The organism is Streptomyces sp. NPDC004031, assembly GCF_053604375.1.
On sequence record NZ_JBSGHL010000097.1, the window covers coordinates 1 to 18,190 of the forward strand.

General features: G+C 71.7%; 10 protein-coding genes, 1 tRNA gene and 1 rRNA gene. 11 read left to right on the forward strand and 1 reads right to left on the reverse strand.

Annotated elements, in window-relative coordinates; genetic code table 11:
• The 3 genes from rrf to ACWERV_RS35265 all read left to right on the forward strand — a co-directional run.
• Positions 1-93 (forward strand): 5S ribosomal RNA (gene rrf, locus ACWERV_RS35255); the annotation flags it as partial.
• 135 nt (positions 94-228) lie between these two features.
• Complete coding sequence (locus tag ACWERV_RS35260; RefSeq protein WP_452940862.1) at positions 229-948, forward strand: DegT/DnrJ/EryC1/StrS family aminotransferase; 720 nt, start codon at positions 229-231, stop codon at positions 946-948.
• Positions 949-1,043: 95 nt separating this feature from the next.
• Positions 1,044-1,116 (forward strand) — tRNA-Thr (locus ACWERV_RS35265).
• Positions 1,117-1,187: 71 nt separating this feature from the next.
• Here ACWERV_RS35265 and ACWERV_RS35270 read toward each other — a convergent pair.
• Positions 1,188-3,827, reverse strand: a complete 2,640-nt coding sequence (locus ACWERV_RS35270) for a SpoIIE family protein phosphatase (protein ID WP_452940852.1) — start codon at positions 3,825-3,827, stop codon at positions 1,188-1,190.
• Positions 3,828-4,167: 340 nt separating this feature from the next.
• Here ACWERV_RS35270 and ACWERV_RS35275 point away from each other — a divergent pair, with 340 nt between their 5' ends.
• The 8 genes from ACWERV_RS35275 to ACWERV_RS35310 all read left to right on the forward strand — a co-directional run bounded on the left by ACWERV_RS35275 (position 4,168) and on the right by ACWERV_RS35310 (position 18,019).
• The gene (locus ACWERV_RS35275; RefSeq protein ID WP_452940853.1) at positions 4,168-9,564 is read left to right on the forward strand and encodes a HAMP domain-containing protein; all 5,397 of its coding nucleotides are present in this window, start codon (positions 4,168-4,170) and stop codon (positions 9,562-9,564) included.
• Positions 9,565-9,799: 235 nt separating this feature from the next.
• Positions 9,800-10,489, forward strand: a complete 690-nt coding sequence (locus tag ACWERV_RS35280; RefSeq protein WP_398177675.1) for a response regulator — start codon at positions 9,800-9,802, stop codon at positions 10,487-10,489.
• Between the two features lie 137 nt (positions 10,490-10,626).
• Complete coding sequence (locus ACWERV_RS35285) at positions 10,627-13,365, forward strand: DNA translocase FtsK (RefSeq protein WP_452940855.1); 2,739 nt, start codon at positions 10,627-10,629, stop codon at positions 13,363-13,365.
• A 244-nt stretch (positions 13,366-13,609) separates the two neighbouring features.
• Positions 13,610-14,419: a helix-turn-helix domain-containing protein gene (locus ACWERV_RS35290; protein ID WP_398177681.1), complete on the forward strand. Its 810-nt coding sequence runs from the start codon at positions 13,610-13,612 to the stop codon at positions 14,417-14,419.
• Between the two features lie 195 nt (positions 14,420-14,614).
• Positions 14,615-16,132 (forward strand): 30S ribosomal protein S12 methylthiotransferase RimO, encoded by a 1,518-nt coding sequence (rimO, locus tag ACWERV_RS35295; RefSeq protein WP_452940857.1) that lies wholly within the window; start codon positions 14,615-14,617, stop codon positions 16,130-16,132.
• The gene (gene pgsA, locus ACWERV_RS35300; protein ID WP_452940858.1) at positions 16,129-16,983 is read left to right on the forward strand and encodes a CDP-diacylglycerol--glycerol-3-phosphate 3-phosphatidyltransferase; all 855 of its coding nucleotides are present in this window, start codon (positions 16,129-16,131) and stop codon (positions 16,981-16,983) included. Before rimO ends, pgsA begins: the two co-directional genes overlap by 4 nt.
• Positions 16,980-17,462 carry a CinA family protein gene (locus ACWERV_RS35305; RefSeq protein ID WP_452940860.1) on the forward strand — a complete coding sequence of 161 codons (483 nt, stop codon included), beginning with the start codon at positions 16,980-16,982 and terminating at the stop codon, positions 17,460-17,462. The genes pgsA and ACWERV_RS35305 overlap by 4 nt, the downstream gene beginning before the upstream one ends.
• 164 nt (positions 17,463-17,626) lie before the next feature.
• Positions 17,627-18,019 (forward strand): helix-turn-helix domain-containing protein, encoded by a 393-nt coding sequence (locus tag ACWERV_RS35310; RefSeq protein ID WP_398177691.1) that lies wholly within the window; start codon positions 17,627-17,629, stop codon positions 18,017-18,019.
• Positions 18,020-18,190: the final 171 nt, after the last annotated feature.

Here is an 18,190-nt window from a genome sequence, read left to right on the forward strand (position 1 = left end):
ACGCCCGGTTACATTCCGAACCCGGAAGCTAAGCCTTTCAGCGCCGATGGTACTGCAGGGGGGACCCTGTGGGAGAGTAGGACACCGCCGAACAAATATTGATGAAGGCCCCGGCCCCGAGCTTTGTCTCGTGGGCCGGGGTCTTTTTCGTTGCCCGTCACCCGGTGTTCACGTCACGCCGGGACGCTGAACGTCCCGAACTGGCGGAGGTGTGGAGACGTGCAGCAGATGACGACTGCCGGACGGCGGCACAGGATCGCTTCGGACACGACGGCCGCCGCGCTGCGCGACGTGCTGGTGGGACTCGGGATAGGCGGCGGCGACGAGGTCATCGTGCCGTCCTTCGGGCCCGGTGCGCCTGCCGACGCCGTACGGCTGGCCGGCGCCGTACCGGTCTTCGCCGACATAGACCCGCGGACGTTCTGCCTGGACCCACAGGCGGTCGAGGCCGGTCTGACGTCCCGGACCGCCGCCATCGTGCCCGTGCACGTCTTCGGACACCCGGCGCCCATGGCGGAGCTGACGGAGCTGGCCGGGCGGCGGGCGCTGGCCCTCGTGGAGGAGGGCGAAATCGCCGATGACGCAGGGGCGGTGGCGCGGCGGCGGGCGCACGCGCGGTTCCTGGACTCGGCGTTGAAGGGCGTGGTCGTGCCCTACAGCGCGCCGGGGGCGCACCACCTCTACCACCGCTACACCGTGCGTGTTCCGGGCAACGGGCGGCCCGACCGGGACGCCTTCGCGGCCGCCCTGGCGGCGCGTGGGGTACGGGCGACGGTGAGTGTGCCCGTACCCGTGCACCGGATGCCGGCGCACCGGTCGGGGGACATGCTGCCCCAGACCGAGCGGGTGGCGGCCGATTCCCTGTCGCTGCCGGTGCATTCCCGCATCACACAGCGGGAGTTGACGCATATCGCGGACACCTGCAACGCGCTGGGTGGGCTCATGTGATCCGGTCCGCCGGGCGGTCGGAGACGCCCGGGTCCGGGGCGGACGGCTGAGTTTCCCGCACAGCCGTTCATGGGCTACGATCTTCCCGTCGACGCGCCCCAATAGCTCAGTCGGTAGAGCGTCTCCATGGTAAGGAGAAGGTCTACGGTTCGATTCCGTATTGGGGCTCTGGCAAGGAAAGGCCTCCCGCTGTGAGCGGGAGGCCTTTCTGCTGTCCGGGCACCGGGAGCGTCCGGCGGTCAGTCCTGCGGGAGGGCCGGGACGCGCATCGCCAGGATGGCCATGTCGTCGGACGGGGCGTCGGCGGCGAAGCGTTCGACCGCGCGCTGGATGCGGGCGGCGACGGCGCCCGCGGTCAGGCCGGTGCAGGTGGCGAGAACGTCCGCGAGGCCGTCGTCGCCGAGCATCCGGGTGCCCTCGCGGCGTTCGGTCACGCCGTCCGTGACGCACAGCAGGACGTCGCCCGGGTCCAGGGTCACGGACTGCTCGACGAGTTCCAGGTCGTCCATGACGCCCAGCAGCGGCTGGGGTTCGGCGGCGGGTTCCACCGAGCCGTCGGGGCGCAGACGCAGCGGGAGCGGGTGGCCCGCGCAGACCATGCGCAGCACCGCGCTGCCGTCGTGCTGCGGCCACAGCTCGCCGTAGAGGAGGGTCAGGAAGCGGCTGCGGGCGCCTTCGTCGAGGATGGCGGCGTTGAGGCGTTCCAGGACCGCTGGGCCGCCGAAACCCTCGCGGGCGAGGAGCCGCAGGGCGTGCCGGGCCAGGCCCGTGACGGCGGCGGCTTCCGGGCCGGTGCCGCAGACGTCGCCGATGGCGAAGCCCCAGCAGCCGTCGCGGATGGGGAAGAGGTCGTAGAAGTCGCCGCCGACCTCGTTGCCCTCGCCCGCGGCGCGGTAGACCACCTCGACCTCGACACCGGGGACGCGCGGGAGTTCCGGCGGCAGGAGGCTGCGCTGGAGGGCCTGGCTGATGGCGGTGCGCTCGCTGTAGAGGCGGGCGTTGTCCAGGGCGAGGGCGGCCCGTCGGGACAGGTCCTCGGCCAGTTCCAGGATCTCCTGGCGGAAGCGTTCGTCGGTGGGTTTGCCGAGCGTCAGCATGCCGATGACGCGGTTGCGGGCGACCAGCGGCAGGACGACCGTCTCGCCGCCGACGGCGGCCGCCGTGGCGAGGGCGACACCAGGCGCGCTGACCGGGCGGCCGGGGAGGGTCGCGGCGCCGCTGGGGCCGACGCCGAGGCTGCGCAGCGAGGCGCGCAGGGCGCTGGAGTGGGCGGCGTCGGAGGGCGCGGTCCAGGCGCGGGCGCCGGGGGTGGGGTCGGGGTCCGGCGGGCGGACCTGGGAGAGCAGGGCCTTGATGCCGTCGATGCGGTCCTCGTCCTCGTGGAGGACGAAGGCGAGTTCCGGCTCGGACTGCTCGGCGATGGTGTAGACGGCGCACCAGCTGGCGAGCGTGGGCACGGTCATCTGCGCCATGAGCGCCAGCGTCTGGTCGCGCTCCAGCGTTCCGGCGAGCAGGTCGGAGGCCTCGACGAGGAAGGACAGCGAGCCGCGGCGGAGCCGCTCCAGTTCGGTCAGCCGGGCGCTCTCGACGGCCAGCGCGATGCGGTCGGCGGCGAACTGGAGCCGCAGCGCCTCCTGGTTGGAGTAGCGGCCCGGGGCCTCCGCGGCCACGCCGAGCGAACCGGTGAGGCGGCCCTCGACCTTGAGCGGCACGGTGACGACGGAGCGCATACCCGTCCCCGACAGCAGGGGTACGGCGCCGGGGACGGCGGTGAGGTCCTCGTGGACGGCGGGCATGCGGGCGCTGCCGTAGCGGCCGGTCCCTGCCTCGACGGGGACGCGGGCGAAGCGCTGACGGGCCGAGGGCAGACCGGTGGAGGCGCGGACTTCGAGTTCGGTCTCGTCGTCGGTGGCGAGCAGCAGGTAGGCGGCGTCGCCGTCGAGCATGTCGCGGGCGCGTTCCACGGTGCGCTGGAGCAGGCCGTCGAGGTCGTCGGGGGCGGGGGAGCCGATGAAGACCTCGAAGGCGTCGGTGCTCTTGCCGCGCTGCACCAGGCCGGGCTCGGAGGGTGCGGAGCCGCGGGCGGGGGTCTCCAGGATCGCGCGCTCCTCGGCCCGTACCAGCAGGCACACCGTGGAGGGCTCGCCCGCGCTGTCGCGGATGCGCAGGTGCGAGCCGTAGACGGGCACGACGCGGCCGGCGCCGTTGCGCAGCCCGTAGGTGCCTTCCCAGCGGGAGAGCTGGAGGGCCTCGGCGAGGCCGAGGCCGGTGCCGGGGGTCTGCGGCCAGGCGGTGAGGTCGGCGAGGGACTTGCCGACGACGTCGGCGGCGGGGTGGCCGAAGAGCTCGGCCGCGTCGTCGTTCCAGCGGGTGACGGCGCCCTGCCGGTCGATCTGGACGACGGCCACCCGGACCCGCTCGTCGGCCTCGGGGAGGTCGGCGGTGGCCAGCAGCGGGCCGGCCGAGCGCGTCCCCGCGGGGCGTTCGGGCAGGTCGAGCTGGAACCAGACGTGCTTGCCCGCGGCCGTGTACTCCACGCCCCAGCGGCTGGCGAGGGCGGCGCACAGCAGCAGTCCGCGGCCGCCTTCGTGGTCGGGGTCGCGGTGCGGGCGGCCGCGTCCCTGGAGCGGCACCTCGCGTTCGGGGTAGTGGTCGGCGACCTCGACGCGTACGGCTGTCTCGTAGCGCAGGCAGCGTACGTCGGCGGCGGTGCCCGCGTGGACGACGGCGTTGGTCACCAGTTCGCTGGTCAGGACGACGGCGTCGTCCACCACGTCGGCGAAGCCCCAGCCGTGCAGTGTGTCGCGTACGAACGCCCTGGCCACGGCGACGGACCTGCCGACCGGTTCGAAGCTGGCCGTTGCCCGAGCCGTGATCACGGATCTCCTCATGACGGATTCGGTGGTCTCCCGCGGACGCCGCGGGCGGGTGCCGGGTACGGTCGCCCGCCTGTGCACGCCGCGTCGTCCTGCCATCAGGCAAGGCTAGTGCGTCGCGCTCCGGCCGTCCCCTGGGTGGTCAAACCGGAACGTTCCGCGCCGGATGGGGGGCGTACGCGGGGCGTGCACCCGCGTGTACGGGGGGCGACGGCTCCTAGCGTCAACGCTTCTGTTGCGCACGGGTTACTCCGGATGTTGTGGGCCCGGCAGACGAAAGTGGAAGACTGGAGGGGCCCAACTCGGGTACATGCAGGTCGATCGACCCTCCAGGAGGGACACGGTGGAGTCTGGCGCATCGGCGCGGGGCGCGGTCACGCGTACGAAGAACGGGCGTTCCCGGGCCGGCGGGACCGTAGAGGTCGACGCGGCCGCGCTCTCCAAGCTGCTCTCCGCGCTGTCGGCGATGCGGGACGGCAACTTCCGCCGCCGGCTGACGGTGACCGGCGACGGGGTGATGGCCGAGGTGGCCGCCGTCTTCAACGAGGTCGCCGACCGTAACCAGCACCTCACCGGGGAGCTGGCCCGGGTGCGCCGCGTGGTCGGCCGGGAGGGCAAACTCACCGAGCGGCTGGAGACGGGGGCCTGCGAGGGTGCCTGGGCGGCCGCGATCGAGGCGTCGAACGCGCTGGTGGACGACCTGGTACGGCCCGTCTCCGAGGTGGGCCGGGTGCTGTCAGCGGTGGCCGAGGGCGACCTGGAACAGCGCATGGACCTGCGGGCGCAGAACGCCGACGGGACCGGGCATCCGCTGCGCGGCGAGTTCCTGAAGGTCGGCCGCACCGTCAACGGCCTGGTGGACCAGCTGTCGGCCTTCACCGACGAGGTGACCCGGGTCGCCCGTGAGGTGGGCACCGAGGGCAAGCTCGGCGGCCAGGCGAAGGTGCGCGGGGTGGCCGGGTCCTGGAAGGACCTGACGGACTCCGTCAACACCATGGCGTACCGCCTGACGGCGCAGCTGCGCGACATCGCCACCGTGACGAACGCGGTGTTCAAGGGCGACCTGTCGCGCAAGGTGACCGTACATGTCGACGGCGAGATGCTGGAGCTGAAGAACACCGTCAACACGATGGTGGACCAGCTCTCGTCCTTCTCCTCCGAGGTGACGCGGGTCGCGCGCGAGGTCGGCACCGAGGGCGAGCTGGGCGGCCAGGCGCAGGTGCCGGGCGTGGCCGGTGTGTGGAAGGACCTCACCGATTCGGTGAACCTGATGGCCGGCAACCTGACGGCTCAGGTCCGTGACATCGCGCAGGTGACGACCGCGGTCGCGAACGGCGACCTGACGCAGAAGATCACCATCGGCGCGCGCGGCGAGGTCGCTCAGCTGGCCGAGACGATCAACGCGATGACCGAGACGCTGCGCACCTTCGCCGACGAGGTCACCCGCGTCGCCGGGGAGATCGGCGCGGAGGGCCAGCTCGGCGGTCAGGCGCAGGTGCCGGGTGCGGCGGGGACGTGGAAGGACCTGACGGATTCGGTCAACACCGCCTTCCGCAACCTGACGGCCCAGGTACGGGACATCGCGCAGGTGACGACCGCGGTCGCGGGCGGTGACCTGTCGCAGAAGGTCACGGTGGACGTCTCCGGCGAGATGCTGGAGCTGAAGAACACCGTCAACACCATGGTCGACCAGCTGTCGGCGTTCGGCGCCGAGGTGACGCGGGTGGCCCGCGAGGTCGGCGTCGAGGGCATCCTCGGCGGTCAGGCGCAGGTGCCGGGTGCGGCGGGGACGTGGAAGGACCTGACCGATTCGGTCAACACCGCCTTCCGCAACCTGACCGGGCAGGTCCGCAACATCGCCCAGGTCACGACTGCGGTCGCCAACGGCGATCTGTCGCAGAAGGTCACGGTGGACGTCTCCGGCGAGATGCTGGAGCTGAAGAACACCGTGAACCGCATGGTGGACCAGCTCGGCTCGTTCGCCGCCCAGGTGACGCGGATGGCCACCGACGTGGGCACGGAGGGGCGCCTCGGCGGCCAGGCCCGCGTGGACGGGGTCAGCGGCACGTGGAAGGACCTGACCGACTCCGTCAACTTCATGGCCGGCAACCTGACCTCTCAGGTGCGGCAGATCGCCCAGGTCACGACGGCGGTGGCGCGCGGTGACCTGTCGCAGAAGATCGACGTGGACGCGCGCGGCGAGATCCTGGAGCTGAAGAACACCATCAACACGATGGTGGACCAGCTGTCGTCCTTCGCCGAGCAGGTCACGCGGGTGGCGCGCGAGGTGGGCACCGACGGGCGGCTGGGCGGTCAGGCACAGGTGCCGGGCGTGGCCGGTGTGTGGCGTGACCTCACCGACTCGGTGAACTTCATGGCCGGCAACTTGACGGCCCAGGTCCGCAACATCGCCCAGGTCGCCACCGCGGTCGCCCGCGGTGACCTGTCGCAGAAGATCGACGTGGACGCGCGCGGCGAGATCCTGGAGCTGAAGAACACCCTCAACACGATGGTGGACCAGCTGTCGTCCTTCGCCGAGCAGGTCACGCGGGTGGCGCGCGAGGTGGGCACCGAGGGCATCCTCGGCGGGCAGGCCGAGGTCAAGGGCGTCAGCGGGACGTGGAAGGACCTGACCCAGTCCGTCAACTTCATGGCGAACAACCTGACCAGCCAGGTCCGCAACATCGCCGACGTCACCAACGCGGTCGCCCAGGGCGACCTGTCGCGGAAGATCACCGTCGACGCCAAGGGCGAGATCCTCGCGCTGGTCACGACGGTGAACACGATGGTGGACACGTTGTCGGCGTTCGGTGACGAGGTGACCCGGGTGGCCCGCGAGGTCGGCACCGAGGGCCAGCTCGGCGGCCAGGCCCGGGTGCGGGACGCGTCGGGCATCTGGAAGGACCTGACCGACAACGTCAACCTGATGGCGAACAACCTGACCGGCCAGGTGCGGTCGATCTCCTCGGTGGCCACCGCGGTCGCCAACGGCGACCTGACCAAGAAGATCACCGTCGAGGCCCGCGGCGAGGTCGCGCAGCTCGCCGAGACCATCAACACGATGGTGGACACGCTGTCGGCGTTCGGTGACGAGGTGACCCGGGTGGCCCGCGAGGTGGGCACCGAGGGCATCCTGGGCGGCCAGGCGCGCGTCCCGGGCGTGGCGGGGACGTGGAAGGACCTGACGGAGTCCGTCAACGGCATGGCGTCGAACCTGACGGGCCAGGTGCGGCAGATCGCGCAGGTGACGACGGCGGTCGCGCGCGGCGACCTGTCCAAGAAGATCGACGTGGACGCGCGCGGCGAGATCCTGGAGCTCAAGACGACCATCAACACGATGGTCGGCCAGCTCTCCGCCTTCGGTGACGAGGTCACGCGAGTCGCTCGCGAGGTGGGTACGGAAGGGCGGCTCGGCGGCCAGGCCCGGGTGCCCGGGGTCTCGGGCATCTGGAAGGACCTCACCGAGTCGGTGAACCTGATGGCCAACAACCTGACCAGCCAGGTCCGCAACATCGCCCAGGTCGCCACCGCGGTGACCCGCGGCGACCTCAACCTGCGCATCGACGTGGACGCGGCGGGCGAGATCCTGGAGCTCCAGGACTACATCAACACGATGATCGTGCGCCTGCGCGAGACCACGCTGGCCAACAAGGAGCAGGACTGGCTCAAGGGCAACCTGGCCCGTATCTCCGGCCTCATGCAGGGCCGCCGCGACCTCGGCGACGTGGCCGCCCTGATCATGAGCGAGCTGACACCGGTCGTCTCCGCCCAGCACGGTGCCTTCTACCTCGCCGAGGACACCACGGAGGTCGGCGAGGAGTACGAGCTGCGGCTGCGCGGCAGCTACGGATTCTCGCGCCGCGCCATGTCGACGGTCTTCCTGCCCGGTGAGGGGCTCATCGGGCAGGCCGCGGTGGAGAAGCGGCCGATTCTCATCGAGAACGTCCCACCGGGTTATCTGAAGATCACCTCGGGACTCGGCGAGGCACCGCCGGCGCATGTGATCGTGCTGCCGGTGCTGTTCGAGGGCCGGGTGCTCGGCGTCATCGAACTGGCGGCTTTCCAGCCGCTCACGGAGATCCAGAAGGACTTCCTCAACCAGATCACCGACATCATCGCCATCAGTGTCAACACGATCAGTGTCAACACCAAGACCGAATATCTGCTCAAGCAGTCGCAGGAACTGACCGAGCAGTTGCAGGAACGGTCGGGCGAACTGGAGAACCGGCAGCGTGCGCTGCAGCTCTCCAATGCGGAACTGGAGGAGAAGGCCGAACTCCTGGCCCGGCAGAACCGCGACATCGAGGTCAAGAACACCGAGATCGAAGAGGCCCGGCAGGTCCTGGAGGAGCGGGCGGAACAGCTCGCGGTCTCGATGCGCTACAAGTCCGAATTCCTCGCCAACATGTCGCACGAACTGCGCACCCCGCTGAACTCGCTGCTCATCCTGGCAAAACTGCTCGCCGACAACGGCGACGGCAATCTGTCGCCCAAGCAGGTCGAATTCGCCGAGACGATCCACAGCGCCGGTTCGGACCTGCTGCAGCTGATCAACGACATCCTGGACCTGTCGAAGGTCGAGGCGGGCAAGATGGACGTCTCGCCGACACGTATCGCCCTGGTGCAGCTCGTCGACTATGTGGAGGCCACCTTCCGGCCGCTCACGGCGGAGAAGGGCCTGGACTTCTCGGTGCGGGTCTCGCCGGAGCTGCCGGTGACGCTGCACACCGACGAGCAGCGGCTGCTGCAGGTGCTGCGCAACCTGCTGTCGAACGCGGTCAAGTTCACCGACAGCGGCTCGGTGGAGCTGGTGATCAGGCCGGCCGGCAGCGAGGTGCCGCAGTCGATCCGCGAGCAGCTGCTGGAGGCGGGCACGCTGCGCAGCCCCGACCAGCCGCTCATCGCCTTCTCCGTCACCGACACCGGTATCGGCATCGCGGCCGGCAAGATGCGGGTGATCTTCGAGGCGTTCAAGCAGGCGGACGGCACGACCAGCCGCAAGTACGGCGGTACGGGCCTGGGCCTGTCGATCAGCCGCGAGATCGCCCGGCTGCTGGGCGGCGAGATCCACGCCGACAGCCAGCCGGGCCGCGGCTCGACCTTCACGCTGTACCTCCCGCTGAGCCTGGGCCGGGACGCCGACATCCCGCAGGCGACCCCGCAGCTGCCGGCCGGCGCCGGCGACCAGGAGGGCGCCGCGGGCGGCCGTACCCGCAGCCCCGGCAGCAGCCTGGCCCGGCTGCGCCGCCGCTCGGCCCTGCAGGCCGCGCAGCCCGCCGCCGCGGTGGAGAGCGGCGAGGAAACGGCTTCCGGGCAGTGGGCGGAGCACGGCGAGCCGGGGGAGTCGCGCTTCACCGGCGGATTCCACGGTGAGAAGGTGCTCATCGTCGACGACGACATCCGCAACGTTTTCGCGCTCACCAGCGTCCTGGAGCAGCACGGGCTGACGGTGCTCTATGCCGAGAACGGCCGTGAGGGCATCGAGGTGCTGGAACAGCACGACGACATCGCGATCGTGCTGATGGACATCATGATGCCGGAGATGGACGGATACGCCACGACCACGGCGATCCGCAAGATGCCGCAGTTCGCCGGGCTGCCGATCATCGCGCTGACGGCCAAGGCGATGAAGGGCGACCGGGAGAAGAGCATCGAGTCGGGAGCTTCGGACTATGTCGCGAAACCGGTGGACACCGACCACCTGCTCGGCCTCATGGAACAGTGGATGCACTCACGCTGAGCAAGAAAGTTGAATTTTTTCCGACCGGAGGGTCCCTCACACGTGTGAGGGCGCGAGGATGAGGGAACCTTCTCGTCTCCGCCCGCGTTTTCGGTGCGTGGTGAGTGACGTGACGGTGACAGGGTGTGGCGAACGGCGGGGTGCGGCTACCATGACCGGCACAAGGACGGGCGGCGCGACGGAGTCGTCCCTGGGGGCGGCGACCGGTGTGATGCCGGGGCGAGGAGGGCGGGCCATGGTGCAGAAGGCCAAGATCCTCCTGGTCGATGACCGGCCGGAGAACCTGCTGGCGCTGGAGGCGATTCTCTCGGCGCTCGATCAGACTCTGGTCAGGGCATCGTCCGGGGAGGAAGCGCTCAAAGCGCTGCTCACCGATGATTTCGCGGTGATCCTGCTCGACGTGCAGATGCCGGGCATGGACGGCTTCGAGACGGCGGCGCACATCAAGCGGCGGGAGCGGACACGGGACATCCCGATCATCTTCCTGACCGCGATCAACCACGGCCCGCACCACACCTTCCGGGGTTACGCGGCGGGCGCGGTCGACTACATCTCGAAGCCCTTCGACCCGTGGGTGCTGCGGGCCAAGGTGTCGGTGTTCGTCGACCTGTACATGAAGAACTGCCAGCTGCGCGAGCAGGCCGCGCTGCTGCGGCTGCAACTGGAGCAGGGCGCGCCCTCGGGCACGGGCTCGGACGGCTCGAAGGAGCCCGCGGGTCTGCTCGCCGAGCTGTCCGCGCGGCTCGCCGCCGTCGAGGAGCAGGCCGAGGCGCTGGGCAAGCAGCTGGGCGAGTCCTCGGACGCCGCCGCGGTGGCCACCGCGGCCCACCTGGAGCGCAAGCTGACCGGCCTGCGCCGCGCGCTGGACGCGCTCGACCCGGGCAGCGGCGGCGGGATCGTACGGCAGTCCGCCGGCGGCGAGTAGCGCCGTCGGCGTCGCCGGGGCCCTGCGGCAACGGAGGTTGACGCCGGGTCAACGGGGCCGCGGGAACCGTCCGACACGAACGGGCGTATCCGCAGGGGCACGTGTTCACCGATCACAAGGGCGGTAACCTCGGCACCATGGCCTCACGTACGTCCGGCACCGCCAAGAAAGCCCCGGCGAAGCCTGCGGCCAGCAAGCCCGCCGCGAAGAAGACCGCGGCCAAGAGCGCCGCGAAACCGCCCGCCAAGAAGGCGGCAGCGGCGCCCAAGCCCGCGCCGAAACCGGCGCCGTCGCCGACCAGCGGCATCCTGCGGATGTTCCGCGCGCTGTGGCTGGGCCTCGCCCACGCGGTCGGCGCGATCTTCCGGAGCATAGGGCGCGGTGCCCGCGGACTCGACCCCGCGCACCGCAAGGACGGCCTGGGCCTGCTGCTGCTGGGTCTCACCCTGGTGGTCGCCGCGGGGACCTGGTCGAATCTGCGCGGCCCCGTCGGCGACCTGGTCGAGCTGCTGGTCACCGGCGCCTTCGGACGGCTGGACCTGCTGGTGCCGCTCATGCTCGGCGCGGTCGCGGTACGCCTCATGCGGCACCCGGAGCAGCCCGAGGCCAACGGCCGGATCGTGATCGGCCTGTCCGCCCTCGCCATCGGCATCCTCGGGCTGATCCACGTGGCCTGCGGCTCGCCCGCCCGCAGCGACGGGGCCACCGCGCTGCGCGACGCCGGCGGCCTGATCGGCTGGGCCGCCGCCTCGCCGCTCGTCTACACCGTCGGCGGTTTCCTGGCGGCGCCGCTGCTGCTGCTGGTCACCGTCTTCGGGCTGCTCGTCGTCACCGCCACCCCGGTGCACGCCGTGCCGCGGCGGCTGCGGGCCGCCGGCGCCAGGGTCGGCCTGTACGCCCCGCCGCCGGACCCCGAGGCCGTACCGCTGGAGGAGTTCTTCGACGAGGACGAGGCGATCGGCGCGGCCGAGCCCGAGGAACTGTCGCCGGTGCGCCGGCTGCCCCGGCGGGCTGCCAAGCGGGACGAGCCGTACGACATGGAGAGCGAGGGCGCCGGCACGTCCGCCGATCCGGCCGCGGGACTGCCCGCCGAACCGCCCGCGGACGAGCCCCGGCCGCGCCGCAGGCCGCGCCGCCGCAGCGAGGGGCTGCCCGCCGCGCAGGGGGACGCGCCGGACGCGGTCGACGTGGCCGCCGCCGCGGCCGCCGCGCTGGACGGCGCGGTGCTGCACGGCCTGCAGCCGTCGCCGCTGGTGGCCGACCTGACCAGCAACCTGCGCAAGCCGGTGCCCGCCGCCCGCGCGCAGGAGGACACCGGTTCGGACGGCGTGCCCGACCTGACCAAGCAGAGCGCAGAGGCGGGCGAGCCGCTGCCGCCGCGCGCCGAACAGCTCCAGCTCTCCGGCGACATCACGTACGCGCTGCCGTCGCTCGACCTGCTGGAACGCGGCGGCCCCGGCCGTACCCGCAGCGCCGCCAACGACGCGGTGGTGGCGGCGCTCACCCAGGTCTTCAAGGAGTTCAAGGTCGACGCGGTGGTGACCGGCTTCACCCGCGGGCCGACGGTCACCCGTTACGAGGTGGAGCTGGGTGCGGCGGTCAAGGTCGAGCGGATCACCGCGCTGGCCAAGAACATCGCCTACTCCGTCGCCAGCCCCGATGTGCGGATCATCAGCCCGATCCCCGGCAAGTCCGCGGTCGGCATCGAGATCCCGAACAGCGACCGCGAGATGGTCAACCTCGGCGACGTGCTGCGCTCGGCCGACGCCGCAGGTGAGGACCATCCGATGACGGTGGCGCTCGGCAAGGACGTCGAGGGCGGCTATGTCATGGCCAACCTCGCGAAGATGCCGCACGTGCTGGTGGCCGGTGCGACCGGCTCCGGCAAGTCCTCGTGCATCAACTGCCTGATCACCTCGGTCCTGGCGCGTGCGACGCCGGACGAGGTGCGCATGGTGCTGGTCGACCCCAAGCGCGTCGAGCTGACCGCCTACGAGGGTATTCCGCACCTGGTCACGCCGATCATCACCAACCCCAAGCGGGCCGCCGAGGCCCTGCAGTGGGTGGTGCGCGAGATGGACCTGCGCTACGACGACCTGGCGGCGTTCGGCTTCCGGCACATCGACGACTTCAACGCCGCCGTGCGCTCGGGGCGCGCCAAGACCCCGGAGGGCAGCGAGCGGGAGCTGGCGCCGTACCCGTACCTGCTGGTGATCGTGGACGAGCTGGCCGATCTGATGATGGTCGCGCCGCGCGACGTCGAGGACTCGATCGTCCGGATCACGCAGCTGGCCCGCGCGGCGGGTATCCACCTGGTGCTCGCCACCCAGCGGCCCAGCGTCGACGTCGTGACGGGGCTGATCAAGGCGAACGTGCCCTCGCGGCTGGCGTTCGCGACGTCGTCGCTCGCCGACAGCCGGGTCATCCTGGACCAGCCCGGTGCCGAGAAGCTGATCGGAAAGGGTGACAGCCTGTTCCTGCCGATGGGCGCGAACAAGCCGATCCGGATGCAGGGCGCCTTCGTCACCGAGGACGAGGTCGCCAAGGTCGTCGACCACTGCAAGGCGCAGCTCACCCCGACCTACCGCACGGACGTCACCGTCGGCAGCGGGCCGAAGAAGGAGATCGACGAGGAGATCGGCGACGACCTGGACCTTCTGTGCCAGGCCGCGGAGCTGGTGGTCTCCACGCAGTTCGGCTCGACGTCGATGTTGCAGCGAAAGCTGCGTGTGGGCTTCGCCAAGGCGGGCAGGCTCATGGACCTGATGGAGTCGCGTGGCATCGTCGGTCCCAGCGAGGGGTCGAAGGCGCGCGACGTGATGGTGAAGGCGGACGAACTGGACGGGGTCCTGGCCGAGATCCGCGGCGGGGCCTGACCGGACGGTCGGGGCAGGCGCCACCGCGGACCCGTGGTCCGCGGGCGGCGGCCCGCCGCGACACGCGGTGGCGGTGGAAAACCGATCGGATTCTTCGGGCAACCGTTTGATCTGTTCGTACGTCAACTTCGGCAGGGAAGGCGGCATCCTGATGGCGTACACATTTCCGCCGCCCGCTTGCCCCGCGGTTTCGGCACCCTCTTAGACTGATCCCCCAGCGGCTGCACGTTCGAAAGGCGCCCTCGTGTCCCTCGGCAACCCGCCCACCGAAGACCGGCCTTCGGTCGGTCACGCCCTCGCCCAGGCCCGAATCGCCGCCGGACTGTCCGTCGACGAGGTCAGCACCGTCACCCGGGTGCGCGTCCCCATCGTGCAGTCGATCGAGCAGGACGACTTCTCGCGCTGCGGCGGCGACGTCTACGCCCGCGGCCACATCCGTACGCTGGCCCGTGCCGTGGGACTCGACCCCGAGCCGCTGATCGCGCAGTACGCGGCGGAGCACGGCACGGAGGTCGTGCCGACACCGGTCGCCCCGGTCTACTCCAACGAGCGCATCAAGTCCGAGCCGCGCCGGCCCAACTGGACCGCCGCCATGGTCGCCGCGATCGTCGCCGTGATCGGCTTCGTCGGCTACACCGCCTTCACCGGCGGAAACGACGGCAAGACCCCCAAGGCCGACCCCGCGCCGCCGACCCCGAGCAGCACCAGCACAACCCCCAGTGTGCAGACGACGCAGGGCACCATGCCGCCCTCGCCCGACCCGACCGGCAGCGCGATCGCCGCGGCGCCCCCCGGCAAGGTCACCGTCAAGATCACCGCGGAGGACGGCGCCAGCTGGGTGCAGGCCACCGACCACAACGGCAAGCGGCTCTACCAGGGCTCGCTCCTCAAGGGCGACTCGCAGACCTTCACCGACGACAAGAAGATCAAGCTGATCGTCGGCAACGCCGGAGCGGTGCAGCTCTTCGTCAACGGCAAGGACCTCGGCCCGGCCGGTGACAGCGGCCAGGTGGTCCGGCTCACCTACACCCCCGGCGACCCGACCCAGGGCTGACCGCCGCCGACACGTGCCGCCGTACCCGCGGGTACGGCGCCCCTCCCGGCGCCCGGCGCACGCCGGGTCGCGGGTCCGGTGCAGGTCGGGCGCTTCCGCGGCGCTCGCGCCGGGCCCGTACGGTGCCGGGGAAGGGATCCGGCCGTAACCGACGAGGCGGGAGGGGTCCGACAGGGCAGCGGGTAGTCTGAGTGCATGCCCGAACCCCGTACCGTCGCCCTTGTCACGCTCGGATGCGCCCGTAACGAAGTGGACTCGGAAGAGCTCGCCGGACGGCTGGCGGCGGACGGCTGGCAGCTCGTCGAGGACGCCGCGGACGCCGACGTGGCGGTCGTCAACACCTGCGGCTTCGTCGAGGCTGCCAAGAAGGACTCCGTCGACGCCCTGCTGGAAGCCAACGACCTCAAGGAGCACGGCCGCACCCAGGCCGTCGTCGCCGTCGGCTGCATGGCGGAACGCTACGGCAAGGAGCTGGCCGACGCGCTGCCCGAAGCCGACGGCGTCCTCGGCTTCGACGACTACGCCGACATCTCCGACCGGCTGCGCACCATCCTGGGCGGCGGCGTCCACGCCCCGCACACTCCGCGCGACCGGCGCAAGCTGCTGCCGATCAGTCCCGCCGAGCGCCAGTCGTCAACCGTGGCGCTGCCGGGTCACTCGCAAGAGGGTCACCCGGACGGCGGTATCGCGGAGGCCGCCGACGGCCCCTCCGCGGACCTCGCCGACCTCCCCGCCGGTGTCGCGCCCGCCTCCGGGCCGCGCCCGCCGCTGCGGCGCCGGCTCGACTCGGGACCGGTCGCCTCGGTGAAGCTCGCCTCCGGCTGCGACCGCCGCTGCACCTTCTGCGCGATCCCGTCCTTCCGCGGCTCGTTCATCTCCCGCCGCCCCTCCGACGTCCTCGGCGAGACCCGCTGGCTCGCGGGCGAGGGTGTCCGCGAGGTCATGCTGGTGAGCGAGAACAACACCTCGTACGGCAAGGACCTGGGCGACATCCGCCTGCTGGAGACGCTGCTGCCGGAACTCGCCGCGGTCGAGGGCGTCGAACGCGTCCGGGTCAGCTACCTCCAGCCCGCCGAGCTGCGCCCCGGGCTCATCGACGTACTGACCTCCACGCCCGGCGTGGTGCCCTACTTCGACCTGTCCTTCCAGCACTCCGCCCCCGGCGTGCTGCGCGCGATGCGGCGCTTCGGCGACACCGAGCGCTTCCTCGACCTGCTCGCCACCATCCGCGCCAAGGCGCCGCAGGCGGGTGTGCGGTCCAACTTCATCGTCGGCTTCCCCGGCGAGAGCGAGGACGACCTCGCCGAGCTGGAACGCTTCCTCGGCGCCGCGCGCCTGGACGCGATCGGCGTGTTCGGCTACTCCGACGAGGAGGGCACCGAGGCCGCCGGCTTCGACGGCAAGCTCGACGAGGACGTGGTCGCCGCCCGGCTGGCCCGCGTCTCCCGGCTCGCCGAGGAGCTGACCGCGCAGCGCGCCGAGGAGCGCGTCGGGGACACCGTCCAGGTGCTCGTCGAGGCCGTGGACGAGGAGACCGGCGAGATCACCGGGCGGGCCGACCACCAGGCGCCGGAGACGGACGGGCAGGTCCTGCTCGTCCCCGCCGCCGGCGGCGGGCGGATCCGGCCCGGTGACTTCGTGACGGCCAAGGTCACCGGGTCGCAGGGCGTCGACCTGGTGGCCGAGCCGCTGGGCGCGGCGGTGGGCAGATGAGCGGAGCGCCCGCGCCGGCGGCCTCCACACCGCCGTCCTCCTCGTCGTCCGCCGCGGGCGGGGCCTCCGCCGTCGGGGCGGGCCGGGCGGGGGCCACGGTGGCACCCGAGGAACTGCTCGTCCCGGCCGTGGACGGTGTGCCCGTGGCCAAGGCGGGGCTGTGGAACATCGCCAACCTGCTGACGATGACCCGGCTGGTGCTCGTGCCGGGCTTCGTGCTGCTGCTCGTGCACGACGGCGGCGACGACCCCGCGTGGCGCTCCTTCGCCTGGGCGGCGTTCGCCATCGCCATGATCACCGACCTCTTCGACGGCGAGCTCGCGCGGCGCTACGGCCTGGTCACCGACTTCGGCAAGATCGCCGACCCGATCGCCGACAAGGCCATCATGGGCGCCGCCCTCATCGGCCTGTCGGCACTGGGAGACCTGCCCTGGTGGGTGACCGCGGTGATCCTCTTCCGGGAGCTGGGCATCACGCTGATGCGCTTCTGGGTGATCCGGCACGGGGTGATCCCGGCGAGCCGCGGCGGCAAGCTCAAGACGCTCACGCAGGGCGTCGCCGTGGGGATGTACATCCTGGTGCTCACCGGCCCGCTGGCCAGCCTGCGGGCATGGCTGATGGGCGCCGCGGTGGTGCTCACCGTCGTGACGGGACTGGACTACGTGCGGCAGGCCGTCGTGCTGCGGCGCGCGGGCCTCGCGGCCGAGCGGGCGGCACGCCTGGCGGTGGCCGCGACGGACCCCGGTACGGCGGAGTCGGCGGCGGGACCGGACGCGGGGTCCGCCGGGACGGCCGAGGCGGGCGGTACGGGTTCCGCGGAGGCCGCGGACCGGCCGGGGGACGACGGATGACCGGTACGGCCGAGGAGGTGCTGCGGCTCCTGGAGGAGCGGGGCCGGACCCTCGCGGTGGCGGAGTCGCTGACCGGGGGCCTGCTGGCCGCGGCGCTCACAGGCGTGGCGGGCGCCTCCCGGAGCTTCCGCGGCTCGGTCACGGCATACGCGACGCCCCTCAAGCAGCAGCTGCTGGGCGTGGACGGAGCACTGCTCGCCGCACGGGGCGCGGTGGACGCCCAGGTCGCGCGGGAGATGGCCGAGGGCGTACGGCGCCTGCTCGGCGCGGACTGGGGCGCCGCCACCACCGGGGTCGCCGGGCCGGATCCGCAGGACGGGCAGCCGGTGGGCACCGTGTTCGTGGCCGTCGCCGGACCGGGCGGGGCCGCCGAGGTCGCCCCGCTGCGGCTCACCGGGGACCGCGCCGCGATCCGCCGCGCATCGGTCGTGGCCGTCCTCGATCTGCTGGCCGAGACACTGCGGAAGTCCTCGGAATAACCGGCCCGGCGTGCGTTCGGCGGCCCCAGGGAGGGAAGAAGAGCGGGAGAGACGATGTTTGCAGCCCTGAGTGAACACGACTTCGCGCCCCGCACGGCCAGTGCCTGAGGCGGTACGGTGGGGCGAGAAGGATGCGGTACCGCGATCCGAGGAGGGAGCCACCGATGATTCTGCTCCGTCGCCTGCTGGGTGACGTGCTGCGTCGGCAGCGCCAGCGTCAGGGCCGCACCCTGCGTGAGGTCTCCTCGTCCGCCCGGGTCTCGCTCGGCTATCTGTCGGAGGTCGAGCGGGGGCAGAAGGAGGCGTCCTCCGAACTGCTCTCCGCGATCTGCGAGGCTCTGGACGTCCCGATGTCGGAAGTGATGCGCGAGGTCAGCGACGATCTGTCGCTCGCCGAGCTGGCGCAGTCCGCGGCGTCCGAGTCCGCCACCGCCCCCATGCGGCCGCTGCTCGGTACCGTCACGTCGGTCACCTCCGTCACGTCCACGCCGGACGAGCGGATCACCATCAAGGCGCCGAAGAAGTCCGCCGAGGCCGTGGACGTCGTCGCGGCCTGAGGCCGTCGCCCCGTCCTCCGGGCCGGAGGGCGGTGTCACGTCGGCCTCGTACCCCTTAGATCCGCCGCCGGGCAGCTGCCCGGCGGCGGATCTGCCGTTGCCGTGTTCGGAAACGCAGGGCAGGGTAGGCGGAGAGGACCAGAAAGCGGTCGAATCCGGTCCGAAACGGAT